General features: G+C 57.6%; 13 protein-coding genes. 4 read left to right on the top strand and 9 right to left on the bottom strand.

What is annotated here, in order from left to right; genetic code table 11:
- Positions 1-266: 266 nt before the first annotated feature.
- Together AC07VO_RS28750 and AC07VO_RS28755 are read right to left on the bottom strand one after the other, a co-directional pair.
- Complete coding sequence (locus tag AC07VO_RS28750) at positions 267-602, bottom strand: c-type cytochrome (protein ID WP_086944916.1); 336 nt, start codon at positions 600-602, stop codon at positions 267-269.
- Between the two features lie 771 nt (positions 603-1,373).
- Positions 1,374-2,270: a LysR family transcriptional regulator gene (locus tag AC07VO_RS28755; RefSeq protein ID WP_173861168.1), complete on the bottom strand. Its 897-nt coding sequence runs from the start codon at positions 2,268-2,270 to the stop codon at positions 1,374-1,376.
- Between the two features lie 101 nt (positions 2,271-2,371).
- Between AC07VO_RS28755 and AC07VO_RS28760 the strand changes: the two genes are divergently transcribed.
- Entirely contained in the window at positions 2,372-3,034 is a 663-nt protein-coding gene (locus AC07VO_RS28760; protein ID WP_086945143.1) for an NADPH-dependent F420 reductase, read from the top strand.
- Between the two features lie 151 nt (positions 3,035-3,185).
- Here AC07VO_RS28760 and AC07VO_RS28765 read toward each other — a convergent pair whose 3' ends face one another.
- On the bottom strand, positions 3,186-3,461 hold the full coding sequence (locus AC07VO_RS28765; protein WP_018925645.1) for a DUF2798 domain-containing protein: 276 nt from the start codon (positions 3,459-3,461) through the stop codon (positions 3,186-3,188).
- Between the two features lie 131 nt (positions 3,462-3,592).
- On the opposite strand from AC07VO_RS28765, the gene AC07VO_RS28770 reads away from it, so the two are divergent.
- Entirely contained in the window at positions 3,593-4,534 is a 942-nt protein-coding gene (locus tag AC07VO_RS28770; protein WP_018925644.1) for a LysR family transcriptional regulator, read from the top strand.
- Positions 4,535-5,097: 563 nt separating this feature from the next.
- Positions 5,098-5,421 carry a hypothetical protein gene (locus tag AC07VO_RS28775; protein WP_026286336.1) on the top strand — a complete coding sequence of 108 codons (324 nt, stop codon included), beginning with the start codon at positions 5,098-5,100 and terminating at the stop codon, positions 5,419-5,421.
- A 293-nt stretch (positions 5,422-5,714) separates the two neighbouring features.
- Here the strand turns inward: AC07VO_RS28775 and AC07VO_RS28780 are convergent, their stop codons facing one another.
- Entirely contained in the window at positions 5,715-7,505 is a 1,791-nt protein-coding gene (locus tag AC07VO_RS28780) for a bifunctional diguanylate cyclase/phosphodiesterase (protein ID WP_086945808.1), read from the bottom strand.
- 134 nt (positions 7,506-7,639) lie between these two features.
- A complete protein-coding gene (locus tag AC07VO_RS28785; protein WP_167331168.1) occupies positions 7,640-9,721 on the bottom strand; it encodes a carboxy terminal-processing peptidase in 2,082 nt (693 codons plus the stop codon).
- 140 nt (positions 9,722-9,861) lie between these two features.
- Between AC07VO_RS28785 and AC07VO_RS28790 the strand changes: the two genes are divergently transcribed.
- Positions 9,862-10,824: a zinc-binding dehydrogenase gene (locus AC07VO_RS28790; protein ID WP_019579685.1), complete on the top strand. Its 963-nt coding sequence runs from the start codon at positions 9,862-9,864 to the stop codon at positions 10,822-10,824.
- 167 nt (positions 10,825-10,991) lie between these two features.
- Here the strand turns inward: AC07VO_RS28790 and AC07VO_RS28795 are convergent, their stop codons facing one another.
- The 4 genes from AC07VO_RS28795 to AC07VO_RS28810 are packed head-to-tail and all read right to left on the bottom strand — an operon-like array spanning position 10,992 to position 14,289.
- A complete protein-coding gene (locus AC07VO_RS28795; RefSeq protein ID WP_018925173.1) occupies positions 10,992-11,645 on the bottom strand; it encodes an HAD family hydrolase in 654 nt (217 codons plus the stop codon).
- A 34-nt stretch (positions 11,646-11,679) separates the two neighbouring features.
- Complete coding sequence (locus AC07VO_RS28800; protein ID WP_007936172.1) at positions 11,680-12,669, bottom strand: ABC transporter ATP-binding protein; 990 nt, start codon at positions 12,667-12,669, stop codon at positions 11,680-11,682.
- Complete coding sequence (locus AC07VO_RS28805; RefSeq protein ID WP_064619278.1) at positions 12,666-13,466, bottom strand: ABC transporter permease; 801 nt, start codon at positions 13,464-13,466, stop codon at positions 12,666-12,668. Before AC07VO_RS28805 ends, AC07VO_RS28800 begins: the two co-directional genes overlap by 4 nt.
- A complete protein-coding gene (locus AC07VO_RS28810) occupies positions 13,453-14,289 on the bottom strand; it encodes an ABC transporter permease (protein ID WP_167331172.1) in 837 nt (278 codons plus the stop codon). The genes AC07VO_RS28805 and AC07VO_RS28810 overlap by 14 nt, the downstream gene beginning before the upstream one ends.

The raw sequence follows: 14,289 nt of genomic DNA on the forward strand, positions 1-14,289 counted from the left end.
ATGCCTTTGGCGCGTTTAGGTTTGTGGGATGCTAACCACTCTTTCTGCTCAGCGTCTATGAAGCTGCCGAAGACGCGAAACATAGACGTCAGGTATGGCCACTTCTCCTTTGAATCAGGAACGCGTAGCAGCCAAAAAAATGGCCCGCATGCGGGCGGGCCAAATGGGAATTCTTCAAAGGAGCAGGGGTAATCTGCGCTCCATTATGTGAGCACTGCGTGAAAAGCATGTCGCCGAAACGAAAGCATTCGGTCGAAGCAAACACACTACTTTTGCTGATGCAGGTATTTCTGAATTGCATCAATTTCAAGTTTGCTTGGCTTTACACCGCTGTCAGATTTGAAGCTAGCGCTAGCCCAATGCGGCATTGGCGCCTTCAGAGGCTTCCCATGGTCGTCGATACCGCTCAGCACTGCTCGCTCAAATACTTTTGATTTCCATTCACTGGAATCTCCGGCCAGCTTAGGTGCCGATCCTCCCGTGCCTCGAGGCCCGTGACAAACAACGCAGTTATCTTGAAAAAGTGTTTCTCCATCTGGCGGTGATGCTATTGCCGATGAGCAGGTGAGTAGGGTTATGAACGTCAGAAATGCGCATTTCATTTTAGGCTCCTGGCGACCCAACGATGCCGTGAGCTGCTTAGGGGCGCTAAGTGAGAGCGTAGCAGGAGGCGAATGGTGATGGGCGAGAGGACTTCAAGTAGCGAATCCCGACACTGGGCCGGACTGCTTTCTCATGCGTGCTGGATCAGCTTGATCCGCCGCTGGACTGCGGTAAGCGACTCGCCAGCCTCCTTGACGGCTGATCTTATCTCATTCTTGGAATCCACAATTTTTTTGTGCCCAGTACTTAAGCTCGCTACCGTCCTTAACGTGAACTCTGACCTCGTCTGTGCCGCAAATGTGTTTGCGCTGCTCCATAGGGCTCTCCGTGTCTTGTTCATGATGTGAGGCGATTAAAGGATTTTAGGTATTCGGCGCGAGTACGCGCCGCTTAGCTATCCAGTCGTGCAGATATGCAGAAAAAGCGGCCCATTTGGGGCGCTGGAGTTTTAGCGATTGACTGCTTCTGGCCGATTCTGTTGAAGAAGTCGGCCATGGTTTGCGTATCAGAAAAGTACGCGTCCGAGATTGAAATCTTTACTTTTTGCAGTGGCTTCCGGACTCAGATTTCACGTAGCAGCGTGCAAAAAAGGTGTTTTCACCAGTCAATGATCAGGCAGTTTGGGCAGACCGACTTTTTCAACAGAATCGGTCGTTTACTGCCCTTGGCGACAGGCAACAATCGGCCCAACAGCAGCCAGTCAATGAAGCAGTAGCCTGCGACCGCGATCAATCACAATTCAATGCGGCTGAGACAACTCAAAAGCTTGCTCAAGGAGCACCAAAGCGGACGAGCGCAGCCTCGATAAATCGTCGGAGTTTGGCTGTTCTCTGACGATTGGCCGTGTAGAGCAAATGCATTTGTCGGCTCGGTGCTTCGTAATCAGCTAACAGTCGAACCAACTCACCGCTGCGCAACGCGGGCTCAAGAAAGTCTTCGGGACCAAGGACAATCCCGAACCCGTCCAGCGCTGCCGACAGCAGTGCTTTGCTCTCGTTGACCTGCAATCGACTGACGACTTGTACCCGTTCAACTGCGGAGCCTTTGCAGAATACCCATTCGTGGTCGGCCGGCCGGGACCAATAGGCATACCCCAGACACTCATGGTTCTTCAGATCATCCGGTATTTGTGGCACTCCGCGGTCGGTCAGGTAGCTCGGTGCTGCACAGGCTACCAACCGATAAGGTGCCAACGGCCTGGCGGTCAAACTGGACGCGGTCAGCGGGCCAATTCTGAAAGTCACTTCATAACCCTCCTCCACCAGATCGACGAAGCGATCGGTCAAATGCAAATCGATTTCGACTTCCGGGTGTTGACGCAAAAACTCCGTCACAAAAGGCATGAGGCTATAGGAGCCGAACGTGACGGGAGCGCTGATTTTCAGTTTACCGCGCGGGGTGTCGTTCATGATCTGCGCCAGGGAGTCGGCAGCCTGAGCTTCGCTCAAAATGTGCTTACAGCGTTCGTAGTAAGCGCTGCCCAACTCAGTCAGGCTCTGGCGTCGGGTGGTCCGGTTCAGCAGCCGCGCACCTAGCCTCTGCTCAAGCGTGGCAACATGCTTGGCCACCATCTGCGCCGACAGGCCCAATCGCTCGGCAGCACTGGCATAGGAGCCGGATTCCGCCGCCATCACAAACGCTCCCATGCTCGTCAGACGGTCCATCATTCAACACTCCTGGTAACGAGACTAAGTAGCCGATGATTATTTATCTGCTGTTGGTTGGCAATCATCATGGCTTCTTCTTACTTAACCAGCGGAGCAAGGACATGCGTATCGGCATTATTGGGGCAGGCTTCATCGGACGTGCAGTGGCGCAATTGGTCATCGCCGCGGGACACGAGGCGATGCTCAGCAATTCACGTGGGCCACAGACCATGAGCAGCGTGCGCAGTGGCATTCCTGGCAGTCAGGTCGGCACTATCGAGGACGCAGCACAATTTGGCGAAGTTGTACTCGTGGCAATTCCTCTTGAGCATTACCGAAGCGTGCCAGCCAAGTGGCTAGAGGGCAAAACCGTGCTGGATGCCAATAACTACTACCCGGAGCGCGACGGTCACATTGCCGCTCTCGACCGATTCGAAACCACCACCAGCCGCTTGCTCGCCGAGCACCTGCCCCACTCCAGCGTGGTCAAGGTGTTCAATGCAATCCTCGCCCAGGACCTGGTGCAGGACGCGCGCCCGAAAGCAGCGCCCGACCGACGCGCACTGCCGATCGCGGCGGATGATCCGGCGGCGAAAGCGCTGGTGATCAAGTTACTGGACGAGATTGGATTCGACGCGGTAGATGCGGGCAGTCTTGATGAAAGCTGGCGATTCGAACGGGCTAAACCCGCCTACTGCATACCGCTGGATAAAGAGGGGTTGAAGGTTGCCTTGGCGGCGGCCCATCGGCAGGTCGAATTGCCCGAGGGATCGTGGCGTCGCTGAATAGCCCACAACCTGCTGGATCGAGAGAAGACTCGAAGCTGACTGCGGACAGTGTCAGCTTTAGGTCGACTCCGACCTATGGAGGCCGGCAACAGTCGACCCAATAGGGTTGTCCACAACGCCCCATCAATTGGGCCGCAAGCGGCCGCCCTTAACGATGTGGGTGTACAGTCAAAGACACCAGTTTGAGCACAATGGGGCGAACGACGAGTATGCACAGGAATGCCACTGGCATGGCCAATTTATAGGCGTGCAGCGCATTACTTAGGTAATCATTCTCAATACCGGAATTTGCCGCGGTGATCACGAATGACATCAAGAGCGCCATGATGGTGGCCATATACAGTGCGAAAACATAAGGCGTAGCGCGAACCGAGAGCTTGCGTTGGTTGAAAAATAGAGCTTTAGAGGATGTTTTTGGATTCATATCAGACCTTTTTGATCTTCGATTGGTAGGTGATGAACACCATAGCAAGATCAAAAATTAGCAACTAGACGGCTAGCAGTGGTTGCTTTATAAACAAAATCTTATGAATGACTCTTCTCGCTGGAACAAAGATGAACCTGTTAGGGGCGATTGCTAGCTTTATCAAGGTGGTTGAAGCGGGCTCCATCGTGGGCGCGGCCAAAACCCTGGGCGTCAGTGCGGCAGCCATTAGCCAGACCCTAAATCGCTTGGAAACCCACCTGGGTACGCGCCTTCTCCAGCGCACCACGCGTAGCATGGCGTTAACCGAAAGCGGCATGGTGTACTACGAAAAAGTGAAACGTATAGCGCGTGATCTCGAATCGGCGCAAAGCGCGATCACCAGCGCGCAGACTCAACTCCAAGGGCGACTGTGCATCGCTTCTACCTCCGCTTTCGGGCGGCATGTGTTGGCGCCACTAATCGCCGGCTTCGCTGCACGTTACCCACGCCTGATACTTGAACTCTCAACCACAGATCGCAAAATTAATCATATTCAAGAAGGCATTGATCTGAGCCTGCGGATAAAACCACAACTAGAAGAGGGGATCGTCGCTCGCAAGATCGTTTCAGTCCCTTTTATCATCTGCGCGTCACCCATCTATTTGGAACGAGCCGGCTGGCCACGCGATCCTGAAGAACTCCAGCACCATGCCTGTCTACCGTTTCGCTACCCACTAGACGGACGCTTTCTACGTTGGGGTTTTATCCGGGATGGCCAACGTTACGACGCTACTCTCAATGCGACCGCAATCAGCGACGATGTTGACGCTCTAGCCCAAATGGCCGTCCGTGGCGCGGGAATAACCCGTTTGGCGGAGTTCGTGGCGGCGCCCTTTATCGAAAGTGGCCAACTCGTTCCTCTGTTTGAACATCGCCACGCTTCAACTTATGCCTACGCTGAACCGCTCGATATTTATGTATGCGTCCAGGAACGCGCCGCCATCACACCCAAGGTCAAAGCTTTTATGAATTATTTGACTGAACATCTGGAAATGCGCTGGCCGATGGAAAATACCTTTACGGCGTCCTGATACGGTGCTTTGCCGCCTTTATAAATTCAATGGCCAAACTTTGCATCGGATAACAGTTACGAACTGCTGCTTGCCGGTGACTGCGGCCGATTGCAGCCTGATTCAACGGGCAGCTTCGGGTCGATTTCTGCCTGTCGCCACCGGCAGCTATAGGTCGAAACCGACCTACCCAAGGTGGAGAAATCAACCCAGGCTTCAGCGAAGCCTTCCCCCACGTTTGCCTTTTTTGAGCGAAATTTCTGGGCAAGGTCTTCGGAAGTTTCCTTCAAGTTGTGGCGGTTTTCGTGAGCTGGTGCGCAGTGAGTTCAATCGATAGGCTTTAGTGGTCACTGAATATCAGTGAGGGGGTGTAGGAACCCTTTGAGCATCGGTAATGCGTTAGCAATCGAAGTCAGATTTGCGGCCGTCTATGTGCGTCCGTAATATCTGTCGCGGCGGCTATGCGCGGGCACGTTTCGGCGTGGTCGAGTTTCCGATGCTCGGTATTCCTACCCCGCGTATAGCTGCCACCCAAGCCTGTAGGAAGGCTTTTGGCAGCTCCCATTTTCATCGGAAGGTCTCAAATGCCAACACTTCATCCTGATCCACCCTACGAAAAACCAATTCCCCACCCCAAAAACCGCTTCATGGCGTTGACCAGCAACTGCACCGACATGCCCACCCTGTTTGTCGACACCCATGCACCGCTGGATATCTTGACCGAAGCCGCCAGCTACCGAATTCGCGCCGTCACCCAAGTGCTTGAGAACCTGTCCATGCGTGGTTCAGTCGAGTGCGATTCGATGATCCTCAGCGACTTTGCCTTGCTCTGTGCCATTCCACTGCGCGATGGCTGTGATGTGCTGGATGTGATTGGGCGGCGGTTGCGGGCTCGATCTTCGGACTAGAACCGAGTGGTTTTTTTGGCGAGGGGGCTTGGCCCCGTTCGACTGCGAAGCGGTCGCCAAACCAAGCCCCGCAGTGTAGCTGACAAATCCGGAATGCAGGTTTTGGGGCCGCTCCGCAGCCCAACGGGGGCAAGCCCCCTCGCCACAGGGTGGGAGTTGTGGTGGTTGGGGCTGCTGCGCAGCCCAGCGGGAGCAAGCTCCCTCGCCACACAAGAGCAAGATCAAAAGATCGCAACCTTTGGCAGCTCCTGCGCGCCTGTGGGCGCTGCCGAAGGCTGCGATTTTTTTGGTGATCACCGCCGGCCTGAGATCAGTGTCTCTTCGCCGACTGGCACCGCCAGGCTATCAATCACATGCACGCTATACCCCGGCACATTCTTGGCGTGGTGTTTGGCCTGCGAGGCCATTTCCGCCAGTTGGCTCGCGTCGAGCTGTCCGCAGGCCTGTGGATGCAGGTGCACCACGCCGATGGACAGGGACAGCAGCGGGAACTCCTGTCTTACGCCCTGGCGGTTGGGGGCGATGAAGCAGCCGGCTTCCAGGTGTTCGCTGCGGTAGAAGCGTCGGCATTGGCTGTGGAAGTCGTCCAGCAGTTGGTTGAGGCGTTTGCGCCAGTCTTCCGGGCCGAGCACCAGCAGGAAGTCGTCGCCGCCGATATGGCCGACGAAGTCGCGGGATGGGTCGACGCGGTCGTTCAGGCATTGCGCCAGGCACAGTAGGACTTCATCCCCGCGACCGTAGCCGTAGATGTCGTTGAAAGGTTTGAAGCTGTCGATGTCCACGTAGCAGATCACCGATTCCCGTTCCTGTTGCAGCAGCCGTGTCAGGCATTGCTGGATTGGTACGTTGCCCGGCAGCAGGGTTAGCGGGTTGGCGTAGCGGGCTTGCTGGATTTTCAGTTCGGTAATCAGTTTGAGCACGTCGATCACTCGGCCCAGGCCCAGATAGCCGCCGTTGAGGGTGATGATGAAGTCTTCTTCGATGCGTTGGCGGGCGCGGCTGGTGATCAAGCGGCTGACCTGTTGCAGCGACTGGCTCAGTTCCACGGCGAGGAAGTCGTCGCTCATCAAGCGGCTGATGGGTTTGCGGGCGAACAGGTCGGTGGCGAAGGGCTTGAGCAGGGCATCCGAAAGCGAATGACGGTGAACGATGCCGCACGGCCGGCCTTGCTTGTCGAGCACCGCCAGGGAGTTCAGGTTGGCCTGGCGGCGGAAGGCTTCCAGTACGGTGGCGGTCGGGGTGTCGCTGGCCATCGCCGGTTGGTCGTTGAGCAGGGCGCTGAGGTCACTGGCGTCCTCGTTCAGCATCGCTGCGGCGCTGGTTGGTTTGGGCATCAAGGTTCGGGCATCGCGGGGCGGATGCTCCTGGGGCCGGCAGAGCAGATAGCCTTGCACAAGATCGACGCCCATTTCGGTCAGCACGGCGAGTTCTTCTGGCAATTCGATGCCTTCGGCGATCACTTTTGCCCGGGACGCCTTGGCGATCTGCAGGATCGAGCCGACGAATTCACGTTTGAGCGCGTCCTGATGGATGCCGTCGATGAAGTGCCGATCGATCTTGACGTAATCCGGCCGCAATTCAGACCACAGCCGCAAGCTTGAATAACCCGCGCCCAGATCATCCAGTGCAATCGAAAAACCCATCGCCCGATAGTGATGCAGGGCGGTTTGCAGCAACTGGAAATCGTCGGTCGGGGTCTGTTCGGTGAGTTCGATCACCACCTGGCTCGGCGGTATGCCGAAATCCTGCAGCAGTTGCAGGGTGCGTCCGGGTTGGTGGGCGGCTTCGAGCAGGGATTCCGGGGATACATTGAGGAACAGTTTGCCGGGCAGTTGCTGTTCATTGAAACGTCGGCAAGCGCTTTGGCGGCAAGCGATTTCCAGTTCGCTGAGGCGACCGGCCTGGCGAGCGACCGCGAACAGGGCAATGGGGGAGTGCAGCGGGCTGTTGGAGGGGCCACGGCTGAGGGCTTCGTAGCCGATGATTTGTCGTTCGGAGAGAGAAATGATCGGCTGGAACAGGCTGTGCAAACCGCTTTGAGTCAGTATTGAGCTCAAGGCACTCAGCTGTTCGGTTGTGGTCATGGCGATCTCTGGCGATAAAAAAAGGACTGGGAGCGCAAAGCTCCCAGTCCTTTATTTCACGACAGAATGATGTCTATTTGATGACACTCCGGGGAGCGTCAGCACTAAATTGCCATCATCCTGATTGTAAGCACTTAGTGCTTGGCGACCGCAGTGTTGAGTTTCAAGTAATCCAGCAGAATCCGCCCGGTCTCGCTCAGGTAGGCGTCGTCTTCTGGTTTGGTCTTGTCCGGCTCGGCCGCGATGGCATCTTCGTCTTCTTTCTTCAGCTCTTTGAGCGGCTCTTCACCCTTGGCCTTGCGACGGATGTTTTCCATGGCCAGTTGCTTGGCTTCGATATCGGCGTGTTGTGCACGACGGTCGGCTTCATTGAGGCTGACGGTTTTTTCGGCCATCAGCTTCTGGGCCAGGGCCAGTTTGTCGCGGATGAACACGAACTCCGCGTCTTTGGCCGAGCGCATATCATGCTCGGACTTGAGCTGCGTGATGTACGGTTTGAACGGGTCGACCGCCGGCTTGATGGCCGCACGGATGGTGTCCCACGGCATCGCTTCCGGCAGGGCGCTTTCGCCGATTTCCTTGGTGTCGATGATCGACGGGTAATCGATGTCCGGCAGTACGCCCTGATGCTGGGTGCTCTGGCCGGAAACCCGGTAGAACTTGGCCAGGGTCAGTTTCAGTTCGCCATGGTTCAGCGGCTGAATGGTCTGCACGGTGCCTTTGCCGAAGGTCTGGCCGCCGATGATCAGTGCACGGTGATAGTCCTGCATCGCACCGGCGAAGATCTCCGACGCCGAGGCGGACAAACGGTTGACCAGCAACGCCATCGGGCCTTTGTAGAACGCGCCCGGGTTTTCATCTTCCAGTACATCGACCCGGCCGTCGGCGTTACGCACCAGCACGGTCGGACCTTTGTCGATGAACAGGCTGGTCAGTTCGGTGGCTTCCTGCAGGGAACCGCCGCCGTTGTTGCGCAGGTCGATGACCACGCCGTCGACCTTGTCTTTCTGCAGTTCGGTCAGCAGCTTCTTGACGTCGCGGGTGGTGCTCTTGTAGTCCGGATCGCCGGCACGGAAGGCCTTGAAGTCCAGGTAGAAGGCCGGGATCTCGATGACGCCGAGCTTGTAGTCCTTGCCATCCTGCTTGAGGCTGAGGATCGACTTCTTCACCGCCTGATCTTCAAGCTTCACCGCTTCGCGGGTGATCGGCACGATCTTGCTGGTCTGGTCATTCGGCGCATTGCTGGCCGGAATCACTTCCAGGCGCACCACGGTGCCTTTCGGCCCACGAATCAGTTTGACCACTTCGTCCAGGCGCCAGCCGACCACGTCGACCATCTCTTTGTTGCCCTGGGCCACGCCGATGATCTTGTCGGCCGGAGCCACCTGCTTGGTCTTGTCGGCCGGGCCGGCAGGCACCAGGCGCACGACTTTGACTTGATCGTTATCGCTCTGCAACACGGCGCCGATGCCCTCCAGGGACAGGCTCATGTTGATGTCGAAGTTCTCCGCGTTATCCGGCGACAGATAGTTGGTATGCGGGTCGTACGACATGGCGAAGGTGTTGATGTACGCCTGGAAGATATCTTCCGCGCGGGTCTGGTCCAGACGCACCAGCTGATTCTTGTAACGCTTGGTCAGGGTTTCCTGAATCTGCTTCGGCTCTTTGCCAGAGATCTTCATCCGCAGCACTTCGTCCTTGACGCGTTTGCGCCACAGGTCGTCGAGCTCGGCGGTGGTCTTGAGCCAAGGGGCATCCTTGCGGTCGACCAGCAAGGTTTCCTTGGTGGTGAAGTCGATCTTGTCGACGCCCTTGTTCAGCTCGGCAAGGGCAAAGTCCAGACGCGCCTTGACGCGATCCAGATAGCGCTTGTAGATGGTGAACCCGGCGTTCAGGTCGCCGCTCTTGAGGAAGTCGTCAAACTGGGTTTTCCATTTGTCGAATTCGGCAATGTCACTGGCCATGAAGTAGCTGCGCGATGGATCCAGCAGCTTGAGGTAGCTGTCGTAGATGATCGCGGAGCGCGCATCGTCGAGCGGCGGCTTGCTGTAATGGTGACGCTTGAGCAATTCGACGACGTTCAGACTGGCGATGACTTCGTCGCGATCGGGCTGAAGCTTGTCCCAGCTGTTGGCTGCGAACGAATTGCTCGACATCGGCAAGAGACCGAGACCAATGACAAGAGCGAGGGCGGTGCTGGGGAAAAAATGCTTCATGCTGATTCGACGCGGGGACAATTGATCACGCATATTAGGCCGTCTTTGAAGTCGCCGGTTCCCACAAGGGCCGGTCGCATAATGCAAGAAAGCCCGGCGCTATAGCTTCGGGCTCAGTCCAGACTCACTATGGAGGCACTGTGAAAGCATTGCAAGGCGTTGAGGGGCGAGTGGAGTGGGTTGAGGAGCCGAGTCCTACGTGCGATGTAGGACAAGTTCGTATCCGAGTGGCGGCAGCGGGACTCAATCGAGCCGATTTGTTGCAGAAAGCGGGCCTGTATCCGCCACCGCCGGGAGCCAGTCAAGCACTGGGTCTTGAGTGTTCGGGGGTGATCAGCGAGGTCGGCCCGGGCTCGTCCTGGCAGGTCGGAGATCGGGTTTGCGCCTTGCTGGCCGGGGGTGGGATGGCCGAAGAGGTAGTTGTCGACGGACGGCATGTGTTGCCGGTTCCCGAAGGATTGTCCCTGGCCGAGGCCGCGGCGTTGCCGGAAGTGTATGCGACCGTCTGGCTGAATTTGTTTCAACTGGCTTCGCTCAAACCGGGTGAGAAAGTTCTTCTGCATGCCGGAGCAAGTGGAATCGGTTCAGCTGCCATTCAGCTGTGCAAGGCGTTTGGTAACCCGTGCTGGGTCAGCGTCGGCTCCGAGGATCGTCTGGCCTACTGTGAAGCGCTGGGTGCCCAGGGTGGGGTGGTGCGCAATAAGGATCTGGAGCGTTTGAACGATCTGGGGCCGTTCGATGTGATCCTGGATCCGGTGGGTGGCAACTATGCGGCGCTGAACCTCAAGTTGCTGGCTCGCGATGGCCGTTGGGTGTTGATCGGTTTGATGGGCGGTCGTGAAGCGCAGCTGGATCTGGCGCAGGTGCTGGCCAAGCGCGTGCAACTGCTGGGTTCGACCCTGCGCAATCGCGACGAGCAGTTCAAGGCCGATTTGTTCAGCGATCTCAGCCAGCACGTCTGGCCGCTGTTTGCCGAAGGGCGTTTGAGCCCGCAACTGGCCAGGACGTTTGCGATCGAGGACGCCGAAGCGGCGTTTGCGGAGCTGGCGACCAATCAGGTGTCGGGCAAGCTGGTGCTGGTGATTGACGACAGCCTGAGCTGACAACATGAACCTGTGAGTGCCTTTGTGGCGAGGGAGCTTGCTCCCGCTCGGTTGCGAAGCAGCCGCAAAACCTGAAAACCGGTTTTACCTGGCTAGCCACAGTGACTGATTTCAGGGCCGCTTCGCGGCCCAGCGGGAGCAAGCTCCCTCGCCACAGGGGATCCGGGTTATTTCCAGATATGGATCGGCCAGCCGGCTTTTTCGGCGTGTTCGAGCAACACTGGATCCGGATTCACCACATGCGGGAAATCCACCTTCAGCAGCAGCGGCAGATCGTTGCGTGAATCGGAATAGAAACTCGCGCCTTCAAGGTTTTCCTCTTCGGCGTCCAGCCATTCCAGCAAGCGGGTGATCTTGCCTTCGCGGTAGGTCAGGGTGCCAACCGTGTTGCCGCTGTACACCCCGTGCGCCACTTCCAGTTCGATGCCGAGAATCTCGTCGATGCCCAGACGGTCGGCAATCGGCTTGACCAAATGCGTGCCCGAGGCCGAGATCACCAGAATCCGGTCGCCGGCCTTGCGGTGGGCGGCGATGGCTTTGGTGGCGTCGCTGAAGATGATCGGTTCGATGAAATCTTCGACCCAGGGCGCCACCAAGTGCTCGAGCTCTTGCGGCGTGCGACCGATCAGCGGCTCCAGGCTGAAGGCCATGTAGTCCTCCATGGCCAGGTGGCCCCTGCCGTAGGCATCCATCAATTCCTTGTCGCGACGCAGGAAGGATTCGCCATCGACCCAGCCGAGGCGGGCCATCTGTTCGCTCCATAGCGAGGCGCAGTCGCCGTGGATCAGGGTTTCGTCCAGATCAAAAATTGCCAGGGCCATCAGTACGGTTCTCTCTTCAACATCAGCAAGGTCATCAGGCTACCTCACACAGGGCTGTCGGATCGATGGAAAGTGCCAGGCGCTGACCATCGGGATGCAGGTCGGACGCCGAGCGGTTCAGCACATCCACCACCAATTCCACCCCCCGGGCCTCCACCCGGTAGCGAATTACGTTGCCCAACAGGCTGTGGCTGCGCACCTGTGCGTCGAGTTCGCCGTTCAGGCTCAGCTCGATGGCCTCCGGGCGAATCGCGATGCGGTGGGTGATCGGCCGTTGCAGCAGTTTGCTGGCACTGTCGGCGTCCAGCAGGTTGTAGTTGCCGATGAAGCCTGCGGCGAACACGTCGACGGGCGCGGTGTAGAGGGTTTCGGCATCGCCACTCTGTACGATCTTTCCCTGATTCATCAGGAAGATTCGGTCAGACATGGTCAGGGCTTCTTCCTGATCGTGCGTGACGAAGATCGTGGTCAGGCCGAGTTCGCGCTGGATCTGACGGATCTGTTCGCGCAAGTGCTTGCGAATCCGCGCATCCAGCGCCGACAGCGGCTCATCCAGCAACAACAGCCGAGGCCGGGTCACCAACGAACGAGCGAGAGCGACACGCTGGCACTGGCCACCGGACAGCTGATGCGGGTAGCGGGCGGCGAAGTCATTGAGTTCTACCAGTCTCAGCACTTCGGCGACGCGTTTTTGGCTGTCGTCGGCGTTGACCTTCTGCATGCGTAAACCGAAGGCGACGTTCTGCTCCACGGTCATGTTCGGGAACAGCGCATAACTTTGGAACACCATGCCGATTCCGCGTTTCTGCGGGCTCAGTGGGACGAGGTCGTGACCTTCCAGCAGAATCTGGCCACCGTCCACCGAGGTCAGGCCAGCGATGCAACGCAGCAGCGTGGACTTGCCGCAACCGGACGGGCCGAGCAGGGTGACGAATTCGCCTTTCCTGATTTCGCAGTTGATGTCGCTGAAGACGGTGGTGCCTGAGTAATCTTTCTGAAGATGTTGGACGCTTACATAGCTCATTCGCTTTTGTCCTTGTTCAAGATATTGGCCACCCAGGTCAGAACCAGCACAAAGAAGAAGTAGGAAATCACCAGCGCACTGGTGAAGTGGCCGCTGCTGTTGCGCATGTTGTTGAGGTAGACCTGCAGGGTTTCGTAGCGGGTGCCGACGAGGATGTTGGCGAACACGAACTCACCGAACAGGAACGAGAAGGACAGCAGCAACGCGACCATCAGCCCCTTGCGCAGGTTCGGCAACACCACCAGGAAGGCTGCTTGCCAAGTGCTGGCGCCGAGCAGTTGCGCGGCGTCCATCAGGTCGCGCAGGTTGATCGCTTGCAGGTTGTTGGTGATCGCCCGGTACATGAACGGCAGCGCCACGGTGAAGTAGCAACCGATCAGAATCCATGGCGTACCCACCATCGCGAACGGCCCCGAACCGTAGAGCTGCAACAGCCCCACCGACGACACCACCGGCGGCACCGCGAAGGGCAGCAGGATCAGGATGTTCATCAGCGCGTCGAGCTTCGGGAAGTGGTAATGCACCACGAACAGCAGTGGCAGGATCAGCACCACCGACAGAATCAGCGAGCCGATACAAACCAGCAACGACTGACCGAATGCGTCGAGAAAACGTGGATCGCTCCATAGCTGGATGTACCACTTGAAGGTAAAGCCGCTGGGCATAATCGTCGCCGACCAACTGCTGGCGATCGAGTAGATCAAGGTTCCGAGCAGCGGCAATAACAGAATGGCAAACAGCAAATACACGATGACCCGGTGGTAGATACCGACGGGCCCCAGTTCAGCGCGAGACATGGTAGCTCCTCTTCAACAGCAGCTGATGCACGATGGTCACCAGGGTCATCAACGCCACCAGCACCACGGCCAAGGCGCTGGCGAGGTTCGGGTCGAGGGATATGTCGCCGGACACCATCGCCGCGATACGGATCGGCAACACGTTGAAGTTGCCGGTGGTCAGCGCGTAGACCGTGGCGTAGGCGCCAAGGGCGTTGGCCAGCAGAATCACGAATGTGCCCAGCAGCGCCGGGGTCAGCACCGGCAGACCGATGTGTCGCCAGAATTGCCAGCCGTTGGCGCCGAGCAAGGCGGCGGACTCACGCCAGTCTTCGCGCAGGGCATCGAAGGCCGGGTAGAGCAACAGCACGCCCAGGGGAATCTGGAAGTAGGTGTAGAGAATGATCAGCCCGGTTTTCGAGTACAGGTTGAAATCCTGAATGATTCCGGCCTGTTTCAGCATGATGGTGAAGGTGCCGTTGAACCCCAGCAAGATGATGAACGCGAAGGCCAGGGGCACACCGGCGAAGTTGCTGGTCATGTTGGCGAAGGCATTCACGAAGTTGCGCAGTTTCGAGTCGACCCGACGCAGGGAGTAGGCGCCGAGCACGGCAATGACGATGCCGAATACGCTGGACCAGAAACTGATCTCGAGGCTGTATTGGATCGCCTGCAAATAGAACTTCGAATTGAATATTTTGCTGAAGTTGGCCAGGCCCCAACCGAACTCTTCCGATTGCAGGCTGTTGATCATCACCCAGAGCAGCGGGGCGATCTCGAACACGAAGAAGAAAATCGCGAAGGGCACCAGGCACAGAGCGGCCAGCCATTTACCGCGGGTCAT

The organism is Pseudomonas sp. GW821-FHT03E01, from assembly GCF_059420765.1.

Bases quoted from the DNA above. Each gene is read 5' to 3' on its own strand.
- AC07VO_RS28750 (WP_086944916.1), bottom strand. From the start codon at position 602: ATGAAATGCGCATTTCTGACGTTCATAACCCTACTCACCTGCTCATCG.
- AC07VO_RS28755 (WP_173861168.1), bottom strand. From the start codon at position 2,270: ATGATGGACCGTCTGACGAGCATGGGAGCGTTTGTGATGGCGGCGGAA.
- AC07VO_RS28780 (WP_086945808.1), bottom strand. From the start codon at position 7,505: ATGACCACAACCGAACAGCTGAGTGCCTTGAGCTCAATACTGACTCAA.
- AC07VO_RS28810 (WP_167331172.1), bottom strand. From the start codon at position 14,289: ATGACCCGCGGTAAATGGCTGGCCGCTCTGTGCCTGGTGCCCTTCGCG.
- AC07VO_RS28765 (WP_018925645.1), bottom strand. From the start codon at position 3,461: ATGAATCCAAAAACATCCTCTAAAGCTCTATTTTTCAACCAACGCAAG.
- AC07VO_RS28770 (WP_018925644.1), top strand. From the start codon at position 3,593: ATGAACCTGTTAGGGGCGATTGCTAGCTTTATCAAGGTGGTTGAAGCG.
- AC07VO_RS28785 (WP_167331168.1), bottom strand. From the start codon at position 9,721: ATGAAGCATTTTTTCCCCAGCACCGCCCTCGCTCTTGTCATTGGTCTC.
- AC07VO_RS28805 (WP_064619278.1), bottom strand. From the start codon at position 13,466: ATGTCTCGCGCTGAACTGGGGCCCGTCGGTATCTACCACCGGGTCATC.
- AC07VO_RS28775 (WP_026286336.1), top strand. From the start codon at position 5,098: ATGCCAACACTTCATCCTGATCCACCCTACGAAAAACCAATTCCCCAC.
- AC07VO_RS28800 (WP_007936172.1), bottom strand. From the start codon at position 12,669: ATGAGCTATGTAAGCGTCCAACATCTTCAGAAAGATTACTCAGGCACC.
- AC07VO_RS28760 (WP_086945143.1), top strand. From the start codon at position 2,372: ATGCGTATCGGCATTATTGGGGCAGGCTTCATCGGACGTGCAGTGGCG.
- AC07VO_RS28795 (WP_018925173.1), bottom strand. From the start codon at position 11,645: ATGGCCCTGGCAATTTTTGATCTGGACGAAACCCTGATCCACGGCGAC.